Annotated in this window: 23 protein-coding genes and 1 riboswitch; of the genes, 19 read left to right on the forward strand and 4 right to left on the reverse strand. The window is 72.6% G+C overall.

Features of this window, described 5'->3' with window-relative positions; genetic code table 11:
• Positions 1–35 precede the first annotated feature (35 nt).
• A riboswitch (SAM riboswitch) is annotated at positions 36–154 on the reverse strand.
• A gap of 116 nt (positions 155–270) precedes the next feature.
• From H7827_RS20615 to H7827_RS20635, 5 genes are all read left to right on the forward strand, one after another.
• On the forward strand, positions 271–351 hold the full coding sequence (locus H7827_RS20615) for a putative leader peptide (protein WP_324604801.1): 81 nt from the start codon (positions 271–273) through the stop codon (positions 349–351).
• A 278-nt stretch (positions 352–629) separates the two neighbouring features.
• Complete coding sequence (locus H7827_RS20620; RefSeq protein ID WP_432746879.1) at positions 630–2294, forward strand: ABC transporter substrate-binding protein; 1665 nt, start codon at positions 630–632, stop codon at positions 2292–2294.
• Complete coding sequence (locus tag H7827_RS20625; protein WP_432746880.1) at positions 2279–3247, forward strand: ABC transporter permease; 969 nt, start codon at positions 2279–2281, stop codon at positions 3245–3247. The genes H7827_RS20620 and H7827_RS20625 overlap by 16 nt, the downstream gene beginning before the upstream one ends.
• Positions 3244–4182: an ABC transporter permease gene (locus tag H7827_RS20630; RefSeq protein ID WP_432746881.1), complete on the forward strand. Its 939-nt coding sequence runs from the start codon at positions 3244–3246 to the stop codon at positions 4180–4182. The genes H7827_RS20625 and H7827_RS20630 overlap by 4 nt, the downstream gene beginning before the upstream one ends.
• Positions 4182–5816, forward strand: coding sequence for an ABC transporter ATP-binding protein (locus H7827_RS20635; protein WP_432746882.1), 1635 nt, complete (start codon positions 4182–4184; stop codon positions 5814–5816). The genes H7827_RS20630 and H7827_RS20635 overlap by 1 nt, the downstream gene beginning before the upstream one ends.
• Here H7827_RS20635 and H7827_RS20640 read toward each other — a convergent pair.
• Entirely contained in the window at positions 5792–6277 is a 486-nt protein-coding gene (locus H7827_RS20640; protein ID WP_386536360.1) for an SAM-dependent methyltransferase, read from the reverse strand. The two genes, H7827_RS20635 and H7827_RS20640, sit on opposite strands and share 25 nt — an antisense overlap.
• A 23-nt stretch (positions 6278–6300) precedes the next feature.
• The gene (locus tag H7827_RS20645) at positions 6301–7191 is read right to left on the reverse strand and encodes a Tat pathway signal protein (RefSeq protein ID WP_432746883.1); all 891 of its coding nucleotides are present in this window, start codon (positions 7189–7191) and stop codon (positions 6301–6303) included.
• A gap of 310 nt (positions 7192–7501) precedes the next feature.
• On the opposite strand from H7827_RS20645, the gene H7827_RS20650 reads away from it, so the two are divergent.
• Positions 7502–8701: an RNA-guided endonuclease InsQ/TnpB family protein gene (locus H7827_RS20650; RefSeq protein ID WP_432746885.1), complete on the forward strand. Its 1200-nt coding sequence runs from the start codon at positions 7502–7504 to the stop codon at positions 8699–8701.
• Between the two features lie 13 nt (positions 8702–8714).
• Here the strand turns inward: H7827_RS20650 and H7827_RS20655 are convergent, their stop codons facing one another.
• Entirely contained in the window at positions 8715–9080 is a 366-nt protein-coding gene (locus tag H7827_RS20655) for a hypothetical protein (RefSeq protein WP_432746886.1), read from the reverse strand.
• A gap of 193 nt (positions 9081–9273) precedes the next feature.
• Between H7827_RS20655 and H7827_RS20660 the strand changes: the two genes are divergently transcribed.
• Both H7827_RS20660 and H7827_RS20665 read left to right on the forward strand, forming a co-directional pair.
• On the forward strand, positions 9274–9699 hold the full coding sequence (locus H7827_RS20660; RefSeq protein WP_432746887.1) for an ATP-binding protein: 426 nt from the start codon (positions 9274–9276) through the stop codon (positions 9697–9699).
• Positions 9700–10057: 358 nt separating this feature from the next.
• Complete coding sequence (locus tag H7827_RS20665) at positions 10058–10426, forward strand: hypothetical protein (RefSeq protein WP_432746888.1); 369 nt, start codon at positions 10058–10060, stop codon at positions 10424–10426.
• A 76-nt stretch (positions 10427–10502) separates the two neighbouring features.
• On the opposite strand, the gene H7827_RS20670 is transcribed toward H7827_RS20665, so the two are convergent.
• Positions 10503–11732 carry a GNAT family N-acetyltransferase gene (locus H7827_RS20670; RefSeq protein WP_432746889.1) on the reverse strand — a complete coding sequence of 410 codons (1230 nt, stop codon included), beginning with the start codon at positions 11730–11732 and terminating at the stop codon, positions 10503–10505.
• Between the two features lie 128 nt (positions 11733–11860).
• On the opposite strand from H7827_RS20670, the gene H7827_RS20675 reads away from it, so the two are divergent.
• The 11 genes from H7827_RS20675 to H7827_RS20725 all read left to right on the forward strand — a co-directional run bounded on the left by H7827_RS20675 (position 11861) and on the right by H7827_RS20725 (position 26618).
• Positions 11861–13015: a PP2C family protein-serine/threonine phosphatase gene (locus H7827_RS20675; RefSeq protein WP_386536350.1), complete on the forward strand. Its 1155-nt coding sequence runs from the start codon at positions 11861–11863 to the stop codon at positions 13013–13015.
• Positions 13016–13187: 172 nt separating this feature from the next.
• The gene (locus H7827_RS20680) at positions 13188–13973 is read left to right on the forward strand and encodes a M23 family metallopeptidase (RefSeq protein ID WP_432746890.1); all 786 of its coding nucleotides are present in this window, start codon (positions 13188–13190) and stop codon (positions 13971–13973) included.
• A gap of 129 nt (positions 13974–14102) precedes the next feature.
• Positions 14103–14426 carry a hypothetical protein gene (locus H7827_RS20685; protein ID WP_030725551.1) on the forward strand — a complete coding sequence of 108 codons (324 nt, stop codon included), beginning with the start codon at positions 14103–14105 and terminating at the stop codon, positions 14424–14426.
• A gap of 93 nt (positions 14427–14519) precedes the next feature.
• Positions 14520–14834 carry a pore-forming ESAT-6 family protein gene (locus H7827_RS20690; RefSeq protein WP_432746891.1) on the forward strand — a complete coding sequence of 105 codons (315 nt, stop codon included), beginning with the start codon at positions 14520–14522 and terminating at the stop codon, positions 14832–14834.
• 20 nt (positions 14835–14854) lie between these two features.
• Positions 14855–15235, forward strand: coding sequence for a DUF6507 family protein (locus tag H7827_RS20695; protein WP_052384968.1), 381 nt, complete (start codon positions 14855–14857; stop codon positions 15233–15235).
• Positions 15236–15263: 28 nt separating this feature from the next.
• A complete protein-coding gene (locus H7827_RS20700; protein WP_432746892.1) occupies positions 15264–16811 on the forward strand; it encodes a hypothetical protein in 1548 nt (515 codons plus the stop codon).
• A 65-nt stretch (positions 16812–16876) separates the two neighbouring features.
• The gene (locus H7827_RS20705) at positions 16877–17893 is read left to right on the forward strand and encodes a hypothetical protein (RefSeq protein ID WP_432746893.1); all 1017 of its coding nucleotides are present in this window, start codon (positions 16877–16879) and stop codon (positions 17891–17893) included.
• Between the two features lie 3 nt (positions 17894–17896).
• Positions 17897–18154, forward strand: a complete 258-nt coding sequence (locus H7827_RS20710) for a hypothetical protein (RefSeq protein ID WP_364240131.1) — start codon at positions 17897–17899, stop codon at positions 18152–18154.
• Positions 18151–19506: a type VII secretion integral membrane protein EccD gene (eccD, locus tag H7827_RS20715; protein ID WP_432746894.1), complete on the forward strand. Its 1356-nt coding sequence runs from the start codon at positions 18151–18153 to the stop codon at positions 19504–19506. The genes H7827_RS20710 and eccD overlap by 4 nt, the downstream gene beginning before the upstream one ends.
• A gap of 54 nt (positions 19507–19560) precedes the next feature.
• Positions 19561–25161, forward strand: coding sequence for a type VII secretion protein EccCa (gene eccCa, locus H7827_RS20720; protein WP_432746895.1), 5601 nt, complete (start codon positions 19561–19563; stop codon positions 25159–25161).
• Positions 25158–26618 (forward strand): DUF6177 family protein, encoded by a 1461-nt coding sequence (locus tag H7827_RS20725; protein WP_432746896.1) that lies wholly within the window; start codon positions 25158–25160, stop codon positions 26616–26618. The genes eccCa and H7827_RS20725 overlap by 4 nt, the downstream gene beginning before the upstream one ends.
• Positions 26619–26658 lie beyond the last annotated feature (40 nt).

Genomic DNA, 26658 nt, shown 5'->3' on the forward strand with positions numbered 1-26658 from the left:
AACGCATTCGCGTGCTCATGGAAGAACTCCCTCAAGAACCGTGCTTGCCACAGACCTCGCTGCCTGCGGCCCGGTCATCACCCGGGGCACCCCGCCGACGGTTGGAGGGTTGCCGGACAGCGGGCCGGGGCCTTGATCGCTGTCACTCGTGACCTGATCGCAGACTATGTCATGCCGATCGGTGATGAACACCTTGTGTCCATATCGCGAGACCCACGGCACATGGCCGCCGCCTTGACAGCTCACCGAGGGTTGGCTGATATTTACCGCATGCCAGCCCTGCCGCTTTTGACGTCGCGCCGACACGTGGACCTGCTCCGCGTCACGTCGGCGTCCTGTGCGGGCTGCTGATTCCTCCCACCGCGCGGCGGTGAGCGCCGGCCGTCGGCCGCGCCCGTAACCGCCCCTCGCGCGCCGGGACTTCCTCGCGGGATGTGCACTGCGTTGCCGTGCCCTGTCCCGCTCCGCTCCGCACGGTCGTGCCGCGCGGCGCCGCTCTCCGCCCCTGGCTTCTTCCACTCACTTACCTGACGTTTCTGACGTTCCTCACCTTCCTCACCCCGGTCCGTCCTGCCGTGCGCCTCCGCGCGCCGCCGGCCGGGTGATTCGTCCTGAAAGGACCCTCCGCCGTGGCCACCTCGCCCACGCCCAGACGGCTCAGCCGCCGCATGTCCCGCTCCGCCCACGCCACCGCGCTGATCGCCGCGATCGCCGTCGCCCTCACCGCCTGCGGCACCGACGGCACCACCAACGGCGGTGGCCCGGGCGACGGTTCGGGCAGCGCCGGCGCCTCCGGCGACCCCGTGGCCGGCGGCACCCTGAAGTACGCCTTCGCCAACACCATCGACTGCGTCGACCCGCGCCAGCGCCCGCAGCTCACCTCCCGCAACGTCGGCCGTCAGCTCGGCGACCAGCTCACCGAACAGGACCCGCAGACCAAGGAGATCAAGCCCTGGCTCGCCACCTCCTGGGAGATCAGCGATGACGTGAGTGCCTTCACCTTCCACCTGCGCGAGGACGTCACCTTCTCCGACGGCGAGCCCTTCGACGCCGAGGCCGTCAAGGCCAACTTCGACGCCGTCGTCGACCTCGGCGCCCGCGCCCCCCAGGGCAGCAGCTTCATCGCCGGCTACCAGGGTTCGACCGTCCTCGACGAGTACACCGTGCGCGTCGACTTCGACGGCCCCAACGCCCAGTTCCTCCAGGCCACCGCCACCGCCTCGTTCGTCCAGCTCTCCCCGGCCTCCCTCGGCAACGACCCCGCCGACCTGTGCCTGGGCGACTTCGCCGCCTCCGGGCCGTTCACCCTCGGCTCCTTCACCCCGGAGAAGTCCGTCGAACTGCTCAAGCGCGAGGACTACGCCTGGGCCTCCCCGATCGCCGCCAACCAGGGCGCCGCCTACGTCGACAAGATCGTCCTGGAGGTCGTCCCCGAGGGCGGCGTCCGCTACGGCTCCATCACCAGCGACCAGATCGACCTCGCCGACGGCATCCCCTCCACCAACCAGGGCTACGGTCTGGTCACCGGCGCCTCCCCGGGCATCGCCATCCCCTACATCCCGCTCGCCTCCAGCCCCAAGCTCCAGGACCCGGACGTGCGGCGCGCGCTGAGCCTGGCCATCGACCGCCAGGCCATCGTCGACGCCATCTTCCAGGGCACCCAGCAGCCGGCCTCCGGCGTCGTCACCGCCGCCACCCCCGGCTACACCGACCAGTCCGAGGACATCCGGCACGACCCCGAGGCCGCCATCGCCCTGCTGGAGGGCACCGGTTACGACACCGTCGGCGACGACGGCATCCGCCGCGACGCCGACGGCGACAAGCTCTCCCTCACCATCACCTACCAGGCCGGCTCCCCGGACACCGAGGCACAGCACCAGCTCGTGCAGCAGGAGTGGAAGGAGATCGGCGTCGAACTCGTCCTCGACCCGGTCGCCACCCTCCCCGACGTGCCCATCGACGAGTTCCCCGGCGACCTCACCACCTGGAGCCAGGGCCGCGCCGACATCGACGTCATCCGACTCGTCTACGGCTCGTCCCACCCCGAGATGAGCATGCTCTACAACCACCCGGACGAGGAACTGGACACCCTCCTCGACTCCCTCCAGTCCACCGTCGACCCCGCCGAGCGGCAGGCCATCGGCGAACAGGCCCAGCAGCGCATCGTCGAGCAGGGCTACACCATCCCCGTCTACGACCGCTACTGGTCCTACGGCTTCGGCCCCAAGGTCGGCGGCTTCGCGGCCGACATCGAGGGCAAGCCGCTGCTGAACGAGGTGTGGATCGCACAGTGAGCCGCTACGTCCTGGTCCGGCTCGCCAACGGACTCATCGTCCTGTGGGCGGCGCTGAGCCTCTCCTTCCTGGTGCTGCATCTCGTCCCCGGCGACCCGGTGTCGATCATGCTGCGCTCCGGTGGCGGCGGCGACCCGGTCGGCGTCGACGCCGCACAGGCCGCCGCGCTCCGCACCGAGCTGGGCCTGGACCGGCCGCTGTACGAGCAGTACACGGACTTCGTGGTCCGCGCGCTGTCCCTGGACTTCGGCACCTCCTTCGGGACGGGGGACGAGGTGAGCGCCATGCTGGCGCGCGCCCTGCCCTCCACGCTGGAACTGGCCACCGCGTCCCTGCTGCTCACCGTCGTGCTCGGGGTGGCCGCCGCGCTGGCGGCCACCCTGGCGCCCTGGGCGCCGCTGCGCAACGCCGTGCTGTCCAGCACCGTCGCCGGGATCTCCCTGCCCAGCTTCTGGACCGCGATCCTGCTGATCCAGGTGTTCTCCTTCGGGCTCGGCTGGTTCCCGGCGTACGGCGACAGCGACTCCTCGCGGCTGGTGCTGCCCGCCATCGCCCTGGCGCTGCCCAGCGCCGGGGTGCTGGCCCAGCTACTGGCCAAGGGGCTGCGTACGGCGCTGGCCGAACCGTACGTGCGCACCGCCCGCGCCAAGGGGGCCGGGCGGCTGCGCACCGCCTGGCACCACGCCTTCCGCAACGCGTCGATCCCGGCGCTGACCATGCTGGGCATGATGATCGGCAACATCCTGGCCGGGGCCATCATCACCGAGACCGTCTTCGCCCGCGCGGGCATCGGCCGGCTGACCGCCGACGCCATCGCGGACCAGGACTTCCCGGTGATCCGCGCGATCATCTTCCTCGCCGGCGCCCTGTACGTGCTGGTCAATCTCGCCGTCGACCTCATCTATCCCAAGGTCGATCCCCGGATCGTCCTCCAGGCCGGAGCGACCTCATGACGACGACCGGGACGACCACCGGGGCCACGACCACGCCCGCTGCCCCCGATGCGGGCGCCGGCACCGACCAGGGCCACGAACAGGAGCAGGAGCAGGCACACGGCCGGGCCGCCCGGCTCCGCTCCGCGCTCGGCTCCCTGGCCGCCCGCCCCGGGCTGCTGCTGGCCGTCCTCTACCTGACGCTGATCCTGGCCTGGACACTGCTGCCCTCGCTGTTCGCCGGCGAGGACCCGCTGCGCACCAACCCGGCCGCCTCGCTCACCCCGCCCGGCGCCGAGCACTGGTTCGGCACCGACAACCTGGGCCGCGACCTGTTCACCCGCGTCGTGCACGGCACCCGCACCTCCATCACCGCCGCGCTCATCGCCGTCTCGCTGTCGCTGGTGGCCGGCACCGTGCTGGGCGTGCTCTCCGGCTACCTCGGCGGCTGGGTCGACCAGACCCTGATGCGCTTCGTCGAGGTGCTGATCGTCATCCCCGGGCTGCTGCTGTCCCTGGCCGTGGTCTCCATCCTCGGCTTCGGCGTCACCAACGTCGCCATCGCGGTGGGCATCTCGGGCATCCCCGGCTTCGCCCGCGTCATCCGCGCCGAAGTGCTGCGCATCAAGTCCAGCGTGTACTTCCAGGCCGCCGTCACCAGCGGCACCCGCACCCCGGTCATCCTCGCGCGGCACGTGCTGCCCAACGCCTCCCAGCCCGTCCTCGTCCTCGCCGCCCTGGAGATCGGCGGCGCGGTGCTGTCCGTGTCCGCACTCAGCTTCCTGGGATACGGGGCCGCCCCGCCCGCCCCCGAACTGGGCGCGATGGTCGCCCAGGGCCGCGACTACATCTCCACCGCCTGGTGGCTGACCACCTTCCCCGGCCTGGCCATCGCCCTGATCGTGCTCTCCGCCAACCGCGTCGGACGCGCCCTCGAACGAACCGGAGCACAGTGATGAGCTCGCCAGAACCCCTGCTCACCATCCGGGACCTGACAGTGGCCTTCCACTCCCGCCGCTCCACCGTGCGCGCGGTGCGCGGCCTCGACCTCGACCTCGCGCCCGGCCGCACCCTGGCACTGGTGGGGGAGTCGGGCTCGGGCAAGTCCACCACCGGCCTCGCCGTCCTGGGACTGCTGCCCTCCGGCGCCAAGGTGCTGGGCGGCCGAGTCACCCTGGCCGGCCGCGAACTGACCGGCCTGCGCGAACGGGAGTGGCGCACCGTACGGGGCCGGGAGATCGGCTTCGTGCCCCAGGACCCGATGGTCTCCCTCAACCCCGTGCAGCGGGTCGGCGACCAGGTCGCCGAAGTCCTGCGCATCCACGGCCTGGCGGAGAACGCCAAGGCCGCCCGGGAACGGGCCGTCGACCTGCTCGCCGACGCCGGACTGCCCCACCCCGCGCGCGTCGCCCGCCAGTTGCCGCACGAGCTGTCCGGCGGGATGTGCCAGCGGGTGCTCATCGCCATCGCGCTCGCCGGCGAACCCAGGCTGCTCATCGCCGACGAGCCCACCAGCGCCCTCGACGTCACCGTGCAGCGGCGCATCCTGGACCACCTGGAGACCGTCACCGCACGCCTGGGCACCTCGCTGCTGCTGATCACCCACGACCTGGCGGTGGCCGCCGACCGGGCGGACGAGATCGCCGTCATGTCCCGGGGCCGGATCGTCGAACGCGGCCCGGGCCGCCGCGTCCTCACCGAACCGTCCCACCCCTACACCCGCGAACTGGTCGCCGCCGTCCCCGACATGACCGCACAACCGGCGCGCCCGGCACCCCAGGAGGACCGGCCGCCGCTCCTCGACGTGCGCGGACTGCGCCGTACCTTCGACGGTGGCCGCACCGTCGCCGTCGACGACGTGAGCTTCACCCTCCCGGCCGGTGGCTCGCTCGGCATCGTCGGCGAGTCGGGATCCGGCAAGTCCACCACCGCCAAACTGGTGCTGCGCCTGGACCGCCCGGACGCGGGCACCATCACCCTCGACGGCCAGGACCTGTCCACCCTGGCCCCGGCCGCGCTGCGCCGGCTGCGCCGCGACATCCAGCCGGTCTTCCAGGACCCGTACGGATCGCTCGACCCGCACTTCACCGTCGCGGACTCCATCGCCGAGCCGCTGCGCGCCTTCCGCGTCACCGGCCGCCGCGGCCGGCGTGAGCGGGTCGCCGAACTCCTGGACCTGGTACGCCTGCCCGCCTCCGCCGCCCACCGCCGCCCCAGCGAACTCTCCGGCGGCCAGCGCCAGCGCGTCTCCATCGCCCGCGCGCTGGCGCTCACCCCCAAGCTGCTGGTCCTGGACGAACCGGTCTCGGCCCTCGACGTCTCCGTCCAGGCCAGCGTGCTGGAACTGCTGACGGACCTGCGCGCCGAGTTCGGGCTCAGCTACCTGTTCATCTCCCACGACCTGGCGGTGGTCCGCCAGATCTGCGACCGGGTCGCGGTGATGCGCGAGGGCAGCATCGTGGAATCCGGCCCGGTCGCCCAGGTCTTCGACCACCCCGAGCACCCGTACACCCAGGACCTCCTCTCGGCCATCCCGGGCCGCCGCGTCCGCGAACCGCTGGCAGCTCAGGAAGTGGGCGGTTCGGCGTAGTAGTCGGCCAGCATCTCGGACGGCCAAGCCGGCTGACGGACCTCACCTCGGGGCCCCATCTCGATGAACCATGGCTTGATGTCGAGGACCGGGGTGCCGTCCACGGCATCCAGGTCCGCCACATGCAGATCCAGGCCCTCCACCTTGATCAACCGGCAGCGGGAAACACCGAGCCAGTTCAGGCGGCGCATGTTCCGGTGCGCGAAGATGCCGCCCTCCGGCCACTCCGGGTTGTCTCGGGGCCGACGGGGCTCGGGGTGCAGATCGGCCGGGTCCGTGAGATGGAAACGGAACACGACTTCGAGGTGCGAGAACTGCTCCAGCCCCACAACGGCCCCTTCGGTGAACCGCTCAGGGTCAATGCGTATGATCGCCCGGCTGTTCCCCCAGTAGTCGTCGGTCGGCTCCGTTCGGCCTCCTACGACATGGCCGACTGGAACGACGGTCATCTCTTCACTCACGGCGGGGTCTCCTCCGGGGATTCTTATGCCGATTCGATCAAATATGTGCTTGCGCGGCGGTCCAGCTCGGAAACGACGGGGATACCTCTGGCCCGCACGGGTGACAGAGCGCGGCGCATGTCCAGCGCCGTTCGCCTGGCACGTGCCGAACGGATTCCATCCATGGCGTCGAGCGCCTTTGACCAGGTGGAGCACGCCTCTTCAATGGCGCCTTGCCGGGCTTGAACCGATCCAAGATATCCAAGCGTCACCGCATGGGTACGTGTGAACGCGGACGCCGTCCGGGTCCGGACGCTGCGGTTGAATTCCCGATGTGCCCCGTTCAGGTCGCCGCTGTCACGAAGAGTGCAGGCCGTCTCATGGGCCAGACTGGCTTCGCCGAAGAAGAAGACACGGCCAGGCTCGTCATCGTTGGGGCCGGCTGCGGCCAGATCATCCTCAGCCTGGATGAGAGCGGAGGCCGCAGCACGCTTCTGACCCCCCGCAGCCAACGCGCGGGCGTGCACGACACCGAGGAGGGCTCGTTCGCGCGGCGACGCCGAGGCGTATCGCGAACCGTCCATGGAGGCGACCGCGAGATGAAGGGCCTGTCGTGGTTGGCCCAGATCGACCGCCTGGTGGGCCATCGCCCTCAGTACGTGGCCTGCCATGGGCGGGTCCTGAGCCTCGGCAGCAAGGCTCACAGCGACGGTGAAGTACTTCTGGGCCACGGAGTGCTCGGCGTTGTCGAATGCCATCCATCCGCTGACATAGGCCAGCTCACTGGCGGCCGAAAGCATTCCGCTCCGAACGCGCTCGTCGGCGAAGCTCCCACTGAGATAGGCGGCGACGTCGCTGGTCAGGTATTGGACCACCGCGCTGCGAGCGTGCCCGCCGCCATGGCGCTGATCGATGCGCGAGAAGAGGCGCACCATGTCACGTACGGCTTCCAGATCCCGGTGACCGACCCGGCGGCGACTTGCTGTGGGTTGGTTCGCTGCCCCGTCGGCTCGCTGTGCCCACCAACCGGGATCCGGCACAGCGAGTGCTGCGGCGGAGTAGGCGGCTGTTGAGAGTGCTCTTCTGCGCTTCATCTGATTCCTCCGTGGATACCCCTGCCTTCAGGCAGGGGAGGAAACGGATTCCTGCGGAGCGGGGCAAGGGACCGCGATTCGCCGTCAGAGCGGATCGCGGTGCTCTGACCCGCAGTTGAATGTTACCGATTGCTTCAGCTAATTTGTGAGCATGGGCACGGGCCGGGTGAAGCGGGCGTTCAAGTACCGCTTCTATCCCAGTGATGCGCAGGCGGCTGAGCTGTCGCGCACGTTCGGGTGTGTGCGGAAGGTCTACAACATGGCCCTCGCCGCCCGCACGGAGGCGTGGGCGCGGGGCGAGCGGGTCAACTACAACCAGACCTCGGCGATGCTGACGGTATGGAAGAAGACCGAGGCGCTGGCCTTCCTGAATGAGGTGTCCTCGGTGCCGTTGCAGCAGACGCTGCGGCATTTGCAGACCGGGTTCGCGAACTTCTTCGGGAAGCGGGCGAAGTATCCGCGGTTCAAGTCGCGGAAGCGGTCGCGGAGGTCCGCCGAGTACACCACCTCCGGGTTCCGGTTCCGTGAGGGGCGGCTCACCCTGGCGAAGATGTCCGAGCCGCTGGATGTCGTGTGGTCGCGTCCGCTGCCCGAGGGGGCCGCGCCGTCCACGGTGACCGTCTCCCAGGACGCCGCAGGGCGCTGGTGCGTGTCCCTGCTGTGCGAGGACGCGTCGGTGCGTTCGCTCCCGGCCACGGATGCGGTGGTCGGGGTCGATGTCGGCCTGGAGCACCTGCTGACCCTGTCCACCGGGGAGAAGATCGCCAACCCCCGGCACGAGCGCCGCGACCGCGCCCGGCTCGCCAAGGCCCAGCGGGCGTTGTCCCGCAAGGCCAGGGGCGATGGCGCGAACCGGGTCAAGGCCCGGCAGAAGGTGGCCCGGGTCCATGCCCGGATCGCCGACCGCAGGCGGGATCACCTGCACAAACTGTCTACTCGGCTCGTTCGTGAGAACCAAACGATCGTGATCGAGGACCTGACCGTGCGCAACATGGTCAAGAATCACACACTCGCCCGGGCGATCTCGGACGCGTCCTGGAGCGAGTTCCGCTCCCTGCTGGAGTACAAGGCCGCCTGGTACGGACGGGAAGTAATCGCCGTCGACCGCTTCTTCCCCTCCTCCAAACTGTGCTCCGCCTGCGGCACCCTCGCCAGGGCCATGCCGCTGCACGTCCGGAAATGGACGTGCGAGAGCTGCGGCACATCCCATGACCGGGATGTGAACGCGGCACGCAACCTCAAGGCCGCCGGGCTGGCGGCATCGGTCTGTGGAGCCGGTGTAAGACCTCAACGGAGAACTCCGGGCGGGCACTCGGCGACGAAGCAGAAAACCCCCCGGCGCGAGCCGTAGGAATCCCCCTCGTTCACGAGGGGGAGGAAGTCAAGTCCAAGTCCAGCCTCCCCAGTTCGGTGAGCGCTGCCAGGGTATCCTCCGGCCACGCCGTCGCCTCTCTGACGATGGCCGGGGCCAGGCCGATGTCCGACGGAGAAATAGGACGACCGAGACGTCTGGAGAGCGCTTCGGCAATGTAGCCGCTTGTGGCTTCCTCCGGCTGAGAACCGGCGACCCAATGGGCAACAGCCGAACGATTTGTCCGCAGGGCGTTGCCTGTTTCGGCGGCCACTGTACGCACCAGTCCGGCCAGCGTTTCGTACGTGACCTTTTCGGATTTCAACAGCTCACGCAATGCCGTGTTCCCTGCGGCACTGTTTCCGTCCGGCTTGCTCATCAAGCCTCCTCGGCGCGGTCGGCTTACCTCCAACCTAGCTGTTTCCAAGAGGGCTTGGCTAAACACGTTAAACACTTCGAGTGCTTCCTCCCCCTGTAGCCGCTCCTTCTGCGCTCGTTGACTGGTGGCAAGCGTTTGGACCCAGGGCTCCCAGGAGTGAGCCCTGCCGGTCATTTCTGCCGTTGGAGGCGCGATGACGAGTGGTGTGCGAGTCGCCTATGGCCAGAACGTGTTCGGACGCTCCTTAGTGGCGGAGGCCGAGGGGGTGGAACGGTGGCGGCGGGAAGCGGCCGAGGTGTTGCGGAGCTGGGGCGCCTCGCTGGAAGCCGTGGAACTCGTGCGACTGGGAGTGAGCGAACTGCTCTCGAACGTTCACCGACACGTTGCGGTACGGCGCTGCTATTTGCGGATCGTCCGGATCGGCAGCGAAGTGACTGTGCAGGTTTTCGACCGTTCACTGAACCTGCCAGTGGTGCGGGAAGAGCCGGACGGCGAGTCGGAGTCCGGACGAGGCCCGTGGATGCTGCGTGAGATGGCCTCGGGCTTCGGGTGCGAACGTACCGAGCAACGAGACGGAAAGATCGTCTGGTTCCGCTGCGAACTCGGGGATCTGCCGTGAGCTGCGACGCAGACAGCCCGGTGCCTCAGTCGGCCGGAGGGGAGAGCCGAGTGGATTCCGCGCCTGACACGTCGGCCGTGCGGAGCAGCGGCGAACGACTATGGGTGAAGGTGACACTCGACCTGCCGGTGGAGCAGGTCAGGGACTGGGACCGGATCGACATCGGCGGACGGACCGAGAAGGTCGAATCCGTGACCCCGCTGCACAACGGGCGTCGGCTTCACTTTCTGCGCGGCGGGAGGCTGACGCTCAGCACCGGCAGGGTCTTGCGCGTCGTTCGGGCCGTCAGGCAGGGAGACGCGATACCGGAGTCAGTCCCCGTGCCTCCTGAAACCTCAACGTCCGAAGGCCACCGCCCATGACCGCCCCCACCCCGCTCGCCTGGCTGCACGCCGAGGACTTCACCGGATGGGCGCGGACCGGCACCTGTTCCATGTGCCGGTCCGGGGACGTTCCGGTCCTGTGGGCCGGGTCCGTGGTCGCTCACGGCCGGGCGCGCGCCGTCCTGGCGTGCGCGTCCTGCCTCACGACCCTCCGGGACTTCGTACAGGGTGCCGGAGAGAGCCCGCCCCGCGGGCCGACGCGACACGGCACCGGGATCTCGACGCCAGCAGCGGGTGCCAAGCCCCGGTGGACCGTTACCGATCGGGCCTTCATGACGATCACCGTCCTGGGCGTGACCTCGCTGTTCGCGAGCGTGGCCGGCGCCTGGTGGACCGTGCGCTGACGGGCGACGGGGCACGTGGGCGGCGGCGCCCAGCGTCGGGTGCTGCCCCGGCCCCCGAGCGACAGGTGACGCTCCGTCAGAAGGTGTGCGGCAGCCACGGCGCCGCCGGTGAGGTGAAGGCCGTGGACGCCGCCGTCAGGGCGCCCGGGCGCAGTTCCCGGACCCGGCCCGCGCCCGCGAGTGCGGTCAGGGAGATGCCACCCAGGTAGGCCGAACCCAACTCGTTGGCCGACAGCGCCAGATCGGGGGCGTCGGCCGTCCGCGCGCACACCGCGCCGTCCGGGCCGCCCGACAGCCGCCAGCGGCCCTCGTTCCACGGGCAGAAGGAGTCCGTGATCTCCAGTACCACGTCCACCTCCGTCGCGTACCGGCGCGCGGCGAGCGCCGCGCCCGCCTCCACCGGCCGCAGATGCATCCCGTCCCGCGTCCGCAGCGCGCAGCGCCGTACGTCCGACAGCAGGTGCAGCAGCGGGTCGTCCACCGGCCGGTTCGCCAGGCGTACCGACGACATCAGGTCGATCTCCATCAGGTAGCGCAGCAGCGCCGCGTACCCCGCCGGGTCCACCGCCTCCAGGTCCTGGACGATGACCGTGCCGTCGGGGCCGCTCTCCGTCCACGCCGGTGCGGTGATGTAGCGCACGTAGCCGAGCAGTTCACCGGCGCGCTCCGCCAGTACGCACAACTGCTGCGACGCCCCGGCCCTGAGGTGGGCGGGTACGTGCAGCGGGAACCGCTCCCACCGGGGCGAGCGGGCCGGTCGTCCCGGCCGCAGCGGCAGTTGACGCGCGTACAGCACCTCGCACTCCGCGAGCACATCCGCCGGTTCCGCCACCCGGATCTCCACATCATCGATGCCGGGCGGCGGCGAAAGCCGCACATCACGCGTCTCGATCTCGGCCGAGAGCTGCCAGGTCGCGGTACCGTAACCGAAGCGGCCGTAGATTGAGGGTTCCGAGGCCGTCAATACCGCCAGGGGCTCCCCGGCGGCCCGCACATCGTCCAGTTGCTGCCGCATCATCCGCCGCAGAATCCCGCGCCGCCGATAGGTCGGTGCCACTCCCACCATCGTCAGCCCACCGGCCGGCACCACATCGCCGCCCGGTACCGAAAGGCCAAACGAGAAGGTGCTCGCCGTTGCCACGACACGGTCGCCGTCCCATGCCGCGATCGACCGTTCCACCTCGGTCAGTGACCGCCACAGCTCCACTTCCTCGGCGGAGCCGATCGCCCCGCCGAACGCCCAGTTCAGGGTGCGATACCAGACGTCCCACTCATCCTCGGCCAGAACGCGCAGCTCAATTGTCATACCTCCATCCCTATCAGCCCCCTTCCGTACGGGGCGACGGCATTTCCGCCGCTCCGGCGTCCCGCACGCAGGTACGGGAGCGTGGGAGGTTCGACGCACCCCCGAATGGGTGGATAAGGTCCTAGGACATGGCACGCGGTAGCGACAATCCACCCCCGACGACCTGGAGACACCGGGTCCACAAGGCGTATCACCGCCTGCGCACCACCCTCCGCCGCGCGGCCGTCGACTCCTTCCGGGGCGGCGGTTCGGACTCCGGGGCGCTCGCCGTGCTGCTGTGCTCGGTGCCGCTGCTGGCCGCCGGGACGCTCATCAGCTCCGAGTGGTGCCCGCCCGAGGCGCTCGCCCTCCCGCTGGTCGCCGGCGGGCTGCTGCTGCGCCCCGCCAGTCTGCTCGGCCTGTACGGAGTGGCCGCCACCGCGCTGGTCGCGGAGACCGCCCTCATAGACAACAGCCGCGCCAACATCGACCCGGTCACGCCCGGCACCATCCTGGTGGTCGCCGCCGTGGCCCTGGCCGGTCTGCTCATCGCGCAGTTCCGCAGCCGCGTCGGCGTGCCCTGGCGGCGCGGCGGCACCATGCTCTTCGACCTGCGCGAACGCATCAAGACGCAGAGCACGCTGCCCAAGCTGCCGCCCGGCTGGTACGCGAACATGTCGCTGCGTCCGGCAGGCGGCCAGTCCTTCTCCGGCGATTTCGTGGTCGCCGCCCGCACCGGGCCCACCGGGCGCACCCTGGAGGCGGTCCTCACGGACGTCTCCGGCAAGGGCATGGACGCGGCCTCCCGCTCCCTGCTGCTGTCCGGCGCGTTCGGCGGGCTGCTGGGCTCGCTCCCGCCGCACTCCTTCCTGCCCGCCGCCAACGGCTATCTGCTGCGGCAGGACTGGGACGAGGGCTTCGCCACCTCCATCCATCTCGTGCTCGACCTGGACACCGGCGACTACGAACTGCTCTCCGCGGGCCATGTCCCGGGCCTGCAGCTGAACGCGGGCACCGGCCGCTGGTCGGAGGTCGCCGCGGAGGGGCCGCTGCTCGGGGTGTACGACGGCGCCGAGTTCCACCCGGCCAAGGGCACCCTGCGCCGCGGCGACGTCCTCATGCTGTTCACCGACGGACTCGTGGAGCGTCCGGCCCGGGATCTGTCCGAGGGCGTGGACCGGCTCACCGGCGAGGCCGACCGTTACGTGCCGATGGGCTTCCGCGGCGCGGCGTGGCATCTGATCGAAGCGGTCGCCAAGGACGTCAACGACGACCGGGCTCTGCTGCTCATCACCAGAGAGTAATCGCACGATCACTCGCACAGGTGATCATGGCGGCCTGCGGTACGACGGGCGACAGGCCGCCCCCACCAGCGCGACGCGGGTCACGGCACCCCGTTTGGCGTGCGCCGAACGGCGGTGGGCCGGGGGCGCCGGGCGAATGCGGAGCGCCGGACGCTGATCTTGGCTCGATGTCATGAGCACCGAACGACCCATGTCCGCGGGGCCCGCCGCGCCCGCCGTCCTCGCCACGCTCACCGGTCCCCGTACGCTGCGCCGCGCTCTGGCCGGCAGCCTGCTGGGCGCGCTGGTGATAGCGGGACCGTGGTCCGTCCCGGCGGCGGCCACCGGCGCGGCACCGGCCCCGGCACCGGAACAGGCCGTCGTACAGGCCGGGGCGTACGGTCCGGCGGCCTTCGGCGCGGCGTCCGGGCCGCCCTCCCGGGCCACCCAGCGTGCCGCCGCGCTCCCCGGGCCGCCCCAGGACCAGCCGCCGGTACTCGCGGACCTCGCCGTCCTGGGCGAGAGCTGGCTGACCGCCGTCTCCGCCTCACTGGCCGGGGCCGTGAACACGGAGCTGTGGACCATGCCGGTCACCGGCTTCCCGATCAGCGCCGGCTACGGCATCCCCGGCGGCTGGGCGGCCGGCCGGCACACGGGCACCGACTTCGCCGTCCCGACCGGCACCCCGGTGAACGCGGTGGGCCCCGGCACCGTCGTCTTCGCCGGTGACTGGGGCGACTACGGCAAGGCCGTGCTGATCGAGATGGCCGACCAGCACTACACCCTGTACGCGCATCTGTCGGAGATCCACGTCCAGGAGGGCCAGCGGGTCAACGGCGGGGTACGCGCCGGGCTGTCCGGCAACACCGGCCGAAGCACCGGCCCGCACCTGCACTTCGAGGTGCGCACCAGCCGCGCGTACGGCAGTGATGTGGATCCGCTCGCCTATCTGGCCGGGCACGGCGTGGCCACGGGCTGACCGCTCGAAACTCACTTCTTCCCCACGCAACCGGAACGTACGCTCGAACGTCGTACCGAGCGTCGTTCCGGTTGCGCCCGTGTCGCAAGAGGCGTTCGGGGCAACGGGGTTACGAAGGAGAGTCTCGGAATGAAGTTCGACATGGGGGCCGACACACTCACCACCCTCGGGGGGCAGACGATCACCAGCGGGGACGACCTCTCCGGTCTCGTCACCCGGCTGGTGGACTCGATCCAGCCCCTGGAGGGCAAGTTCAACGGACGCGGCCGCGAGGCGTTCCAGTACTTCAAGGAGCACGCCGACGAGATCGCCGTCGCGCTGCGCATCTCGCTGGGCCAGATCCAGGAGGGGCAGTCCGGCATGGAGACCGCCTTCGCCTCCGGGGATCAGGAGCAGGAGGACAACGCGCGCCAGTCGCAGAGCGCCATGAACTTCGACGCCGCGAAGTTCTGAGGCCCGGAGCATCCACACACCATCAGGCGTCGCGCGTCCGCACGCGCCGACGCGGCAGCACAGCACGGACCACAGGGGAGAGGACACACAGCGATGAGTGGATTTCTGGACCGGCGCAGCTACGACTCGGCCGCCTCGGCGGAGGCCGAACTGAACATCAGCACCATCGTGGGGCTGCTGGAGACGCTCACCACGGACCGCAGCGGCTCCGTCAACCAGGCGATGTCCAACTTCCAGGCGGACGGGGTCTCCGAGGAGTACCACGGCCTGGAGATCGACTGGGAGCAGGTCTCGGTGAACGTACGGATCATCATCGACGAACTGCGCCGGGTGCTGGAGGAGAACGACAGCATCGCCCAGTCCACCGGCCAGCGCGCCGCGGCGGCCGTCGCCGCGATCCGCCGCTGACCGGGGCGGCACACCACACCATGAGCACATGGGACATCGACATCGGCGAGGTCGCCCGCATCCAGGAACTGGCCACGCCCATCGCCGAGGACCTCGCGGAGCACGCGTCGGACCTGGGCGAGAGCCTGGGCACGGCCATCCCGAACTCCGGGGCCCTGGCCTGGGACGGCGATGACGGCGGGCCGGGGCTGGTCGGCGCGGCACTGACCGCGTTCGTCCAGCACGCCGCCGACCGGCTGGAGTCCGTGGCCGAACGCCACGGGCGGTCCTGGCAGGGGGCGGCCGGCGCCACCAGCGCGTACGCCGCCGGCGACCTGGACATGGCGGCGGCGGCCCAGCGCGCCGGGACGCTCGGCATCGACTTCGACAGCACACCCTTCGAGAAACCAGGGCGACGGTGAGCGGCCCGGCGGGAAAGGAGGACACGCCATGGCCACCCTGAACGTCCTGAAGATCCCCCGGTTCACCGGCAACCTGGAGGGTCTGACCGACGACTATCTGTCCATCACCGCGCTGGCCGGGTCGATCAGCACCACGGCCAAGTCGCTGCACGACAACTTCCAGCTGCTGCGCGCGTACTACCAGGCGCCCGAGGGGGAGGACCTCTTCCTCAGCACGCTGGAGGTGACCACCGAGGGCGACGAGTTCAAGGAGGAACTGAGCGAGGTCAGCAACGCCCTGTCCGAGTACGTGTGTTCGGTGCAGGGGGTGGTGGCGCGGCTGGCGAGCGTACGCGAGCGTGCCGCCCCGTTCCTGGTCTGCTCGGTGGACGACGACACGAGCGGGGAGCAGGAGCTCAAGGACGAACTGGTCCGCGAGATCAACTCCATCGTCTCCGAGTTCCAGCGAGCGGAGATGGCGGCCTACAACCGCATCGCCGTGCTGTACGGAGGCCCGATGGCCATCGCGTACGGCGCGGACAAGGCGCTCATCCCGGCCGGACACCAGGGGGAGCCCTTCGAGTACGGGCTGAGCGCCGACCAGCTCAACGCGATGAAGGACCTGCCCTGGGGCACCCCGAGCGAGCCCAGCCGGGCCTGGTACGAACACGCCGGAAGCTTCTTCTCCGGCTTCTTCTACACCGGGCTGTGGGGCACGGTCGACAGCTTCTTCACCCTCATCCCCCTCAACCCGCTGATCGGGCGCGCCGAATGGAGCGACACGGGGGCGGCCTGGAAACAACTGGGCCTGGTGGGCGTGGGCGCGGCGACGTACATCCCGCCGTTCGGCTTCCTGCCGGACGACTGGATCGCCCCGCTGGGGCAGGACGGCCGGCAAGCGTTCCGCAACTTCGGCAAGGAGTTCCTGGCCTGGGACACCTGGAGCGATGAGCCGGGCCGGGCGCTGGGCGTCGTGGTGTTCAACGGCGTGACCATCGGCTCGGGCACCCTGCTCAAGATGGGCAAGGGCGGCACGACCGTCTCCGGCGCCTCCAAGGGCGCGCGTGGCGCGCTGACGGCGCTCGGCACCATCGGCAAGTTCTCCGACCCGATGCTGTACGTCGGCAAGGGCATGACCGGGGCCACCAACCTGGGCGGCAACCTGGCCAGGCTCGGTGAACTCAACGCCGGCTCCCGGATGCTGCCGGACGGCTCGATTCGGCTGCACGACGGCACCACCCACCGGATCGACGGCACCGTGCAGCACGCCAACGGCACCACCGTCCTGCCCGACAACACCATCCGGATGCCCCAGGGTTCCGGCCCGATCCAGGAGATCAAGCCGGACGGCACGATGAAGATCGACGGCACCGAGATCCGTCCCGATCCGCCGCTCTCCGCCGCCGAACTCGACCGGCTCTTCAGCAGCCCGAGGGAATTCCGCGACCGTTACCCGACCATGTCGCCCACCCAGGTGGAACGCGCCCTGGGCACGGCCGCGGACAACCTCGGCAAGGTTCCCTGGGGCCAGATCAACGATTCCAAGTACAAGGCGGACGCCCCGGCCCCCGAGCCGGAACCGGCGCTGCCCCGATAAGGAGAGAAGAGGACGCACGGCCGGTTTCCGGGCTCCGGCCCGGGAACCGGCCGGCCGGCGCTTCCATGACCGATCTCACCAACGGGCCACCACCGCCACCCGAACCCGAACCGCGACCGACACCGCCCGCACCGCTGCCCGGCGCCGTCCGTGCCCTGCGGGTCCTGCTCTGGACCCAGACCGGCTACGCGGCGCTGGCCATCCTGCTGCTCACATCCCAGGTCAGCCCCGTGGACGGCGCCCTCATGCTCACGCTGGCCCTGCTCGGGCTCTCCGGACTCGTGGCCGGCCTGCTGGCGGCCGGCCCGGTGGTCCTCGGCGGCCCCTGGACGCGCTGGGCCCTCGTCGCGTCCGCGCTGCTCGGCCTGGTCGCCGCACTCGCGGGCCTCAACCACGAACAGGCCGCCCCGCAACACGGGATCATCCCCGCCCTGGTCAGCTCCGCGCTGCTGTTGCTGCCCTGGGCACCGACCGCCGAGAGCTGGTACGGGCGTGGCGACCCGGATCGCGAGCACCAGAGCCCACCGGCCGCCGACCCGCGCTGGGTGGAATGGCAGGCCCGGCGCGCCGGTGTCTGCGCCTCCTGCGAGGCGGGCCCCGTCGCCGACCGCCGGCTGCACGCGGTCAAGGGATTCCTGCTGTTCCACACCACCACGCGCAGCCCGGCCCCGCTGTGCCGCGACTGCGGGCTGGCGCACTACCGCCGCCACACGCTGCGCACCCTGGGACAGGGCTGGTGGGGATTCGTCTCCTTCCCGCTCACCGTCGTCGCCCTCGTACGGAACCTCGCCGCCTACCTGACCTACCGGCGGCTCCCCGCACCGCCCCCGCACCCCGAACGGGACGTGGCACCGCGCGGGGCCGGGCTGGTCGCGGTCGGTTCGGTGCTGCTGATCGCCGTGATGGTGACCGCACTCGCGGCGGGAATCCGGTACGCCGCCGCCGAGGCCGACCGGCAGCGCGACCAGCCACCGGCCCCCACCGCCCCGCCCGGCCCCGGCACCACCGTGCCCGGCACCGGCACCGACCTCGACGACAACCTCGGCCGGCTGGATGACCTCAACGGCGCGGGAGAGGGCTGACCCATGGCCAAGGACTACGACAGCCAACTGCTGGAATCCGTCACCGTACGCCGCCGCCGGCTGCGGGACGCCCTGCTGTTCGGGCCCGGCCGGCTGCGGCGCGAAGCCGAGGAGAACACCAAGGTGCTGCTGGGCAGCATCGTCATCGCCGCCCTGCTGTGCGCCGGATGCGTCGGCTGGGCCTACATCTCGGACGTGATCGCGGACGGCGGCTTCGGCCGCTCCTCCCGCGGCGCCGCCGTGGAGGAACCCGCCCCATGAGCGTGGAGTTGCAGACCCGTGGCCCGGCCAACACCCGCCGCGTCACCCTCGTCGGCGAGTACCGCCGCGTCGATGTGGTGCTGTCCGCCGACGAACCCGTCGGCGTCCTGCTGCCCGAGATCCTGCGGCTGCTCGGCGACCGGCCCGGCCCGTACCCGCTGGCCCGGCGGCTCACCACCCCCAGCGGGCGGGTCCTCGCGCCGGAGAGCAGCCTGGCCTTCGCCGCCGTGCAGGACGGCACCGTCCTGCGGCTCATCAAGGAGACCGAGGCCCCCGTCGCACCGGTCGTGCACGATGTCACCGACGAGGTCGCCGACGACCTGCCGCCCCGCGCCTGGCGATGGGGCGACCGCAGCCGCGTGTGGACCTCCACCGCCGCCCTCGCCGTGCTGGTGCTCACCGCCGCCCTGCTCACCCAGCGGACGTACGGGGTCGAACCCGCCGCGCCCTACCTGGCCGGTGCCGCCCTGCTGGCGATGGCGCTCGGCGCCGTCGCCTCACTGGCCCGCGCCGAGGCCACCGGCGGGGCGCTGATCGGCACCGGCGCGGCGCTCGGCGTGCTGCTCGCCGGGCGGATGGGCGCCGCAGGACTGTGGCAGGAGGGTCAGGTCCTCGCCCTGTCCGCCGCCGTCGTCGCCGTGGCGTTGCTGCTGCTCGGCCTCGTCACCCCACTCGGCAGGGGCGGCTGGATCGGTGCGGCGGCGGTGGCCGTCACGGCCGGGATCTGGCTCGCCAACGGCGCGCTGATCGGCACCGCCGACAGCACCGGCCAGGCGCGGCTCGGCGCGGTCATGATCGCCGTCACCGTCTGCGCGCTCGGACTGTTGCCCCGGCTCGCCCTGATGACCGCCGGACTGACCCGGCTGGACGACCAGCACGCGGCGGGCCGGCCCACCGCCCGCAGGGAGGTGACGGCGGCGATCACCGCCGCGCACCGCGGACTCGCCCTGACCACGGTGGTGATGGCGGCCTCGGCGGTGGCGGCCGGGTTCTTCGCGCTGCGGGTGTGGGGACCGTGGAGCGTGGCGCTGACCTGTGCGCTGATGGCCGTCCTGCTCTCCCGCTCGCGCGAGACGCCGCTCGCCGTCTCGGCCATCGCCCTCCAGACGGCGGCCGGCGCGCTGGCGCTGCGGCTGGCCTGGGAGTGGGACACCGACGGCCCGGCGGCGATCGCGGCGCTGCTGCTCGCCGCGCTGATCCCGGTCCTGGCTCTGTCGGTACGCCCCGCCGAACACGTACGGGTCCGCACCCGGCGTGCCGTCGCCGCGCTGGAAACCCTGGCGGTTCTGGCCACGCTGCCCCTGGTGGTGGGCGCCTTCGGCGTCTACGGGCAACTGCTCAACACCTTCTGACCCCCCATCGGGCCCCGGTCCGATGCACCCGAACTCAAGCACGGAGGCCCCCCGGTGACGGGCGAGGACTGGCAACAGGAGATCCTGCGGCAGATACGGGAGGCCGAACGGTCCGCCCCGGTGGCGGACGCGGAGGACGCGGCGCCGCCGGCCGAACCCGCCGACGCGGCGCCGGCCGAACCCACCCAACCCGCCGCGCCCGTCCGGCACGCCGCACCCACGGCGGCGGCCGGGCCGGACGCCGGGAGCGGGGCCGAGCCGCGACACGGGCGGAACGAACCGGCTCCGCCGGTGCCCCGCCCCGACCCACGGCTGACCGTGGCCCGACCCCTCAACGCCACCTCCGCGCCGGCCACCCGCCCCGGGACGGATGACGCGCGCCGTCCCGGACGGGACTCCTCCGACGCCGTGCCCCCGGCGCCGGGCTCCCCGGCGGTGCCCGCCCGCGAACCGGACCACGCAGATGCGATGGCCCGGCCCCTCGACGTCACCTCCGCGCCGGCCACCCGGTCCGGGACGGATGACGCGCGCCGTCCCGGACGGGGTTCCTCCGATGCTGCGCCCCCGGCACCGGGCTCCCCTGCGGTGCCCGCCCGCGAACCGGACCACGCCGGTGCGGCAGCACCGCCCGACGCAGGACCACCGGCGACGCGCCCCACCGCTGCGGGGGACATCCCGCCCGTGGCTCCCGCCCCGGGCCGAGGCGCCGTTCCGGGGGAGACCGGCGGCCCGGTGCCGGGCGCTGCGGATTCCCCCGCCGCACCGGCCGGATCTCCCGTCGCGACCGGGGAGACGGGCGAGCCCGTCTCCCCGGTGCGACCCGGCACCGACGATCCGCGCCGTCCGGGGCCGGGCACCTCTGACACCGGGCCCGGTGCGACGGATACGGCGCCGCCCGCACGCCGCACCGCCGGGACGGCCGGCCCGTCGGTGTCCGGCCCGCACCCGGCTGTCCCCGGACCGCAGGGTGCGAGCGCCACCGGAAACCCCGGGGGGCCGGCGGGGCGCTCCGCCGCGTCTGCCGCGTCCGGAGTTCCGCCCGAGTCCTCCGGTGCGGCACCGGCGGCGCCGCCCGCACGCCCCGCCGCCGGGGCGGCCGGCCCGCCCCTGGCCCCCCGGCCGCAGAACCGGAACGCCCCCGGGCCCGGGGGCGCGCACCGGCCGGGGGACGGCCCGCCCGGTACGGGGGCCGCGCTGCCGGCGGGAACGCCCACCGGCGCGCCGGCTGCACCCGCCGCCGGCTCCCCGGCCGCCTCGGCGCCCCGGCCCCCCGCCGGGGACGGCGGCCACGACGGGACCGTCGAACTGCGGTCCGGCACCGCTTCCGCCGCCTGGCCGTCCGCCGTGGAGAGCACCCACGACGGCACCGCCCAACCGTGCTCCGGTGGCGCCCCCGACTCCTTCGGGGGCACGCTCGAACTGCGCCACCGCGGCGCCGTCGTGGCCGGGATGGTGGGGCTCGCCCAGGCGGCCGACCCCTCGCTCACCGTCGAACTGCGCCGCGCCGACCTGCCGCACCCCGACGCACCGGCCGTGGCAGCGGCACCGGCACCGGCACCGGCACCGGTAGCGACAGCGACCCCCGTCCCGCCCCCGGGCCCCGCCGGGACCCACGAGCCCGTCTCGCCCGCCGCCCCGCTCAACAGCCCGCACCTCGTGCACCGCCCGGCCCGTACCACCCGCCCGCTCGCCGAACCCGCCCCGCGCGGGATCGAGGCACCGCCCAACCTCCCCGACGGGGAGACCGGTTCGGCCGCCACCGCCATGCTGCCCATGGCCGGCATCGCCGGCTCCGTGCTGATGATGACCTTGCTGCGCGGCAGCCAGTTCGCCGTCATCGGCGTCGCCGTCCTCACCATCTCCCTGCTCGGCGGCGCCGCCCTGTTCTTCTCGCAGCGCGGCCGGGCCCGCCGCACACGCCGTACCCAGCGCCGCCGCTACCTCGAATACCTGGAGGCCCAGCGCGAGGAACTCGACCGCGAGGACACCGCCGACCGCGACACAGCCCGGCTGCTGCACCCGCCGCCCGACGCGCTGTACGACCTGGTCGCCGACCCCGCCCGGCTGTGGGAACGCCGCCGCACCGACGCCGACTTCCTCACAGTGCGGCTCGGCTCCGGCGCCGTCCCGCGCCGCCTGCTCCGCATGGACCGCGACCAGTCCACCGCCGTCTCCCCACCGGACCCCTTCATGGTCAACGAGGCGGCCGAACTGCGCCGCCGCTTCGCCCGCACCGCCGGGATGCCGCTCACCGCCCCACTGGACCGGGCCGGACACGTCAGCGTCATCGGCCCGCGCGCCGACACCCTGCGCGTCATCCGTGCCCTGCTCGCCCAGGCTGCCGTCGCCCACGCCCCCGACGACCTCGGCATCGCCGTCGCCGCCCCGTCCCACCGGCTGCCCGAGTGGGAGTGGGCCAAGTGGCTGCCCCACACCGCCGACCCCGAGCAGTGGGACGCCGTCGCCCCCGCCCGCCGCGTGGCCACCGACCCCTCCGCACTCGCCGCGATCCTCGGACCGCTGCTGCGCGCCCGCGCCACCCGCGCCTCCGAGAGCCGGCGCGGCCACGCCGCCCGCGACGCCGCGCAGCGCGCCGCCCGCCTCCTCGTCGTCCTCGACACCGCGGACGGGCCCGCCTCCGAACTCCCGCTCCCGGACCGTACGGTGCCCCTGGCCGAACTCGGGCTCACCGTCCTGCACCCCGTCACCCGACGGCTCGACGAGCCCGGCCAGGTCGGCGTGCGCATCACGGTGGACGGCGACACCGTCACCGTCGAGGACCTGCGCGACACCACCGCGCCCACCGTCCTCACCGGCACCCCCGACGCCTGCCCGCTCGCCTGGAGCGAGGGCCTCGCCCGGCTGCTGGCCCCGCTGCGGCTCTCCCTCGAACCCGGCGCCGCCGCCGACACCGACGGCGACCGGCAGGGCTTCCCCGAACTCCTGGGCCTCACGGACCGGAACGGCCTCGCCGCCGACTGGTCCCCGCGCGGCATCCGCGACTTCCTGCGCGTACCCATCGGCACCGACGACTCCGGCGAACCCGTGCTGCTCGACCTCAAGGAATCCGCCGAACTCGGCATGGGCCCCCACGGCTTGTGCGTCGGCGCCACCGGCTCCGGCAAGAGCGAACTGCTGCGCACCCTGGTCCTTGGCCTGGTCGCCACCCACCCGCCGCAGGACCTCGCGATGGTGCTGGTGGACTACAAGGGCGGCGCCACCTTCGCCCCGTTCGGCGCCCTCCCGCACGTCGCCGGGATCATCACCAACCTGGAGAACAAGGCGGGACTGGTCGAACGCGTCCACGCCAGCCTCGCCGGGGAGGTCAAACGCCGCCAGCAGGTCCTCAAGGAGGCCGGCCATCTGCCCGGCATCGCCGAGTACGCCGTCGCCCGCGCCACCCGCCCCGACCTCGAACCCCTGCCCCACCTGTTCGTCGTCATCGACGAGTTCGGTGAACTCCTCACCGCCAAGCCCGACTTCATCGACCTCTTCCTTTCCATCGGGCGCATCGGCCGCTCCATCGGCGTCCACCTGCTGCTCGCCAGCCAGCGCATCGAGAGCGGCAAGCTGCGCGGCCTGGAGACGTACCTCTCCTACCGCCTGGGCCTGCGCACCTTCTCCGCCGACGAATCCCGCACCGTGCTCGACAGCAAGGACGCCTTCGAACTGCCGCCCGTCCCCGGCTTCGGCTACCTCAAGGTCGACACCAGCGTCTACCAGCGGTTCAAGGCCGCCTACGTCTCCGGGCGCCACCACGGCCCCACCCCGCCCCGCGAGGAGACCGCCACCACCGGCGACCGGCCCCTCGTCGCCCCGTTCCCCGCCCTCAACACCGCCCCGGAGCCCGCCCCCGGCACCGACCTCGCCACCACCGCACCCGCCCCGCGCACCCCGGGCAGCGGCGGCCCCACCCTCCTGTCCACCCTCGTCGACGGCATCAGTGACGCCGCCGAACCCGTCCGCCAGATCTGGCTGCCCCCGCTCCCCGAAGCCGTCCCCCTCGACCGGGTCGCCACCCCCGCCGGCCAACTGCGCGTCCCCATCGGCGTGCTGGACGACCCCGCCACCCAGTGGCAGGGCCAGTGGATCCTCGACCTCACCCGGGCCGGCGGCCACGCCGCCGTCGTCGGCGGACCCCAGTCCGGCAAGACCACCCTGCTGCGCACGCTCATGCTCTCCCTCGCCGTCACCCACACCCCGTACGACGTGGCGCTGTACGGCATGGACCTGGTCGGCGGCGGACTGCGCGTCATGGACGGACTCCCGCACACCGGCGGCATCGCCCCGCGCACCGACGCCGAACGCGTCGCCCGCACCGTCGAGGAACTGCGCGGCATGCTCGCCGAACGCGAGGACCTCTTCCGCGCCCACGGCATCGACTCCCTCGACGCGCTGCGCACCGCCCGCGCCGCGGGCCGCCACCCGCAGCTCGGCTCCACCGAGATCGTCCTCGTCATCGACGGATTCGGCGCGCTGCGCGAGGAGTTCACCGACGTGGACGACAAGGTCGCCGACCTGCTGCGGCGCGGCGGCGGCTACGGCATCCATGTGGTGGCCGCCATGAGCCGCTGGAACGACGTGCGCATGAACCTCCAGTCCACCTTCGGCACCCGCGTCGAACTGCGGCACACCGACCCGCACGACAGCGCCATCGACCGCAAACTCATGGAGACCGTCGGCGACGACGAGCCCGGCCGCGCCCTCACCACCGACAAGCTCTTCGCCCACACCGCCCTGCCCCGCCTCGACGGCCTGGCCACCGCCGACGGGCTCCCCGAAGCGCTCGCCGCCGCCGTCGACCGCGTCCGCGCCGAACGCCCCGGCGAGCAGGTCCGGCGCATCCGCGTCCTGCCCGCCCGCCTCACCGCCGACCGGCTGCCCACCCCGGCCACCGAACCGCTCCGCGTCCCCTACGGCCTGGAGGAGACCGCCCTGGACCCCGCCCTGCTCGACCTCGCCGCCCGCGACCAGCACCTCCTGGTCCTCGGCGACAGCGAATGCGGCAAGACCAATCTCCTCACCCTCATCGCCCAGGGCCTGCTCGCCCGCCACACCCCGCAGGACCTGGTCTTCGCCGTCATGGACCCGCGCCGCGGGCTGCGCACCGCCATCCCCGAGGCGTACCGCGGCGGCTACGCCCACACCCCCGACCTCGCCCAGCGGCTGGCCACCGGCATCGCCGGCAAGCTCGCCGACCGGCTGCCCAAGGAGATCATCGACCCGGACGCGCCCGCCCCCGAGGGCTTCACCGGGCCACGCGTCGTCCTGCTCGTCGACGACTACGACATCCTCGCCACCGCCGGCCAGCGCCCCCTGGCCCCGCTGCTGCCGCTGATCCCCTCCGCCCCCGACATCGGGCTGCACGTCATCCTCACCCGCCGGGTGGCCGGCGCCTCGCGCGCCATGTACGAGCCGTTCGTCCAGGCCCTCAAGGAGAACGGCGCCACCGCCCTGCTGATGACCGGCGACCGCATGGAGGGCCAGCTCTTCCCCGGCCTGTACCCGCGCGCCCAGCCGCCCGGGCGCGGCACCCTCGTACGGCGCGGCGAGCCGTACCGGCTGGTGCAGACGGCCCTGCACACCGGCCACCGCACCACGACCGACGCGACCGACGCGACCGGCACGACACCAGAACGGCGGGACCGCCCATGACCACCGACGCGACAGCCCTCACCGAGCGCCGCCCCGACGACGACGCCCTGCGGTACGCCCTGTCGGCCGCCGGGCCGGGCCGGGCCCTGGACGCCACCGAGGGCGGCGGGCTGCTGCGGGTCCGCGACGCCGCCGGGCACCCGCTGCTCGCGATCGGCGCCCCCACCGAGATCGCCGTCCCCGGCGAGGCCCGCCGCCTGCTGGGCCCCGGCGCCCCCACCGGCCCGGTGTGGTGGACGGAGGTACGCACCACGCTGCCCGGCGCCCGCGGCGCGGCGCTGGCCGGCCGCTTCACCGCCCGCCTCGCCGAACGCCTGGGCGGCACCGCCTGGCCCGACCCCACCCGCCACGACCCGGGCGGCCCGGCGGACACCGGCGCGGCCCCCGTCCCGGCCGCCGCGCACCCCGCCATCGACGCGCTCACGGCCACCTCCGCCGTCCTCCTCCAGGACCGTCCCGTCGTCGGCGTATCGCCCTGGCTCCAGGACGCGCTGCGCGCCGTGCACGAGACCGGACGCACGCTGTATCTCGTCACCCCCGAACACACCCGGCTGACCCTGCCGCTGTACGAGCTGCTGCCGACCCAGCCGCTGCGCTGGGTGGTGCGGTACGGCGAGACGTTCTACGACGGGTTCACCGGCGCCGCCCTCACCTGGCGCGACGGCGGGTACGCCGAGCGCACCGGGCCCGACGGGCAGCCGGTGCTCGCCGCCGCCTGGCACGACTCGCGCCTGCCGTACCTGGACGACCCGCACGGTCCGGAGCTGGTCTCCCGGCACAACGCGCTGGCCGGCAGCGCCGAGCGCCGGCTCACCTTCCACGTCCGCACCCGGCACGCCGCCCGGGAGGATCTGGTGCTGGGCGGGGCGCTGGAGGCGGTGTGGCGGGCGGTCACCGGCGGCCCGCCGGCCGGCTGGGGCCCGGCCGAGCCCGCCGGGCGGCCCTGGTCACGGGCGGAACTGACGGCGATGGCGCGCGAGCGGGTCCCGGAACCGAGCTATCTGCTGGTCACCGGCGGCGACGCCGCCGCCTCGGCCGCGCTGCGGATCGCCCGCACCACGGCGGGGGTGGAGGAGGAGGCCACGCTGACCTTCGGTTTCGCGTCGGCCGACGCCGTACCGCTTCAGGAGCTGCCCGCGATCGCGGCGGAGCTGGCGGCGGGGCACGGGCTGCGGACGCTGCGGGTCACCTGGCGGGCGACGGATGCCGCGCCGGCCTGCGCGCCGCTGTTCCCGGGGCTGCCGGCCCCGCTCGGCTTCGCGCTGGGCGCGGGGGAGCCGACCGCGCCGCGCGGCGGCGAGCCGCTGCCGGTCACCGCGCTCCCGCTGGGGCCGGCGGGCCGGGACGGCCGGTGGTATCCGTTCGGCGGGGGAGTGGAGCACTGGCAGGACTTCCGCACGCTCATCGGCAGGCTCTCCCGTCCGATGACCGACTGGAGTGACGGGATGACCGGCTGACCCGGCCCGGCCCGGGACGGGACGGGCAAAGGCGGAGGGG

Origin of the sequence: Streptomyces sp. JH002 (assembly GCF_050916115.1) — a bacterium.
Taxonomy (GTDB): Bacteria; Actinomycetota; Actinomycetes; order Streptomycetales; family Streptomycetaceae; genus Streptomyces; species Streptomyces xiamenensis.

Coding starts and splice junctions, on each gene's coding strand:
- H7827_RS20615 (WP_324604801.1), top strand. CDS start 271: ATGCCAGCCCTGCCGCTTTTGACGTCGCGCCGACACGTGGACCTGCTC.
- H7827_RS20630 (WP_432746881.1), top strand. CDS start 3,244: ATGACGACGACCGGGACGACCACCGGGGCCACGACCACGCCCGCTGCC.
- H7827_RS20635 (WP_432746882.1), top strand. CDS start 4,182: ATGAGCTCGCCAGAACCCCTGCTCACCATCCGGGACCTGACAGTGGCC.
- H7827_RS20645 (WP_432746883.1), bottom strand. CDS start 7,191: ATGGTGCGCCTCTTCTCGCGCATCGATCAGCGCCATGGCGGCGGGCAC.
- H7827_RS20650 (WP_432746885.1), top strand. CDS start 7,502: ATGGGCACGGGCCGGGTGAAGCGGGCGTTCAAGTACCGCTTCTATCCC.
- H7827_RS20655 (WP_432746886.1), bottom strand. CDS start 9,080: ATGAGCAAGCCGGACGGAAACAGTGCCGCAGGGAACACGGCATTGCGT.
- H7827_RS20660 (WP_432746887.1), top strand. CDS start 9,274: ATGACGAGTGGTGTGCGAGTCGCCTATGGCCAGAACGTGTTCGGACGC.
- H7827_RS20665 (WP_432746888.1), top strand. CDS start 10,058: ATGACCGCCCCCACCCCGCTCGCCTGGCTGCACGCCGAGGACTTCACC.
- H7827_RS20670 (WP_432746889.1), bottom strand. CDS start 11,732: ATGACAATTGAGCTGCGCGTTCTGGCCGAGGATGAGTGGGACGTCTGG.
- H7827_RS20675 (WP_386536350.1), top strand. CDS start 11,861: ATGGCACGCGGTAGCGACAATCCACCCCCGACGACCTGGAGACACCGG.
- H7827_RS20680 (WP_432746890.1), top strand. CDS start 13,188: ATGAGCACCGAACGACCCATGTCCGCGGGGCCCGCCGCGCCCGCCGTC.
- H7827_RS20685 (WP_030725551.1), top strand. CDS start 14,103: ATGAAGTTCGACATGGGGGCCGACACACTCACCACCCTCGGGGGGCAG.
- H7827_RS20690 (WP_432746891.1), top strand. CDS start 14,520: ATGAGTGGATTTCTGGACCGGCGCAGCTACGACTCGGCCGCCTCGGCG.
- H7827_RS20695 (WP_052384968.1), top strand. CDS start 14,855: ATGAGCACATGGGACATCGACATCGGCGAGGTCGCCCGCATCCAGGAA.
- H7827_RS20700 (WP_432746892.1), top strand. CDS start 15,264: ATGGCCACCCTGAACGTCCTGAAGATCCCCCGGTTCACCGGCAACCTG.
- H7827_RS20705 (WP_432746893.1), top strand. CDS start 16,877: ATGACCGATCTCACCAACGGGCCACCACCGCCACCCGAACCCGAACCG.
- H7827_RS20710 (WP_364240131.1), top strand. CDS start 17,897: ATGGCCAAGGACTACGACAGCCAACTGCTGGAATCCGTCACCGTACGC.
- eccD (WP_432746894.1), top strand. CDS start 18,151: ATGAGCGTGGAGTTGCAGACCCGTGGCCCGGCCAACACCCGCCGCGTC.
- H7827_RS20725 (WP_432746896.1), top strand. CDS start 25,158: ATGACCACCGACGCGACAGCCCTCACCGAGCGCCGCCCCGACGACGAC.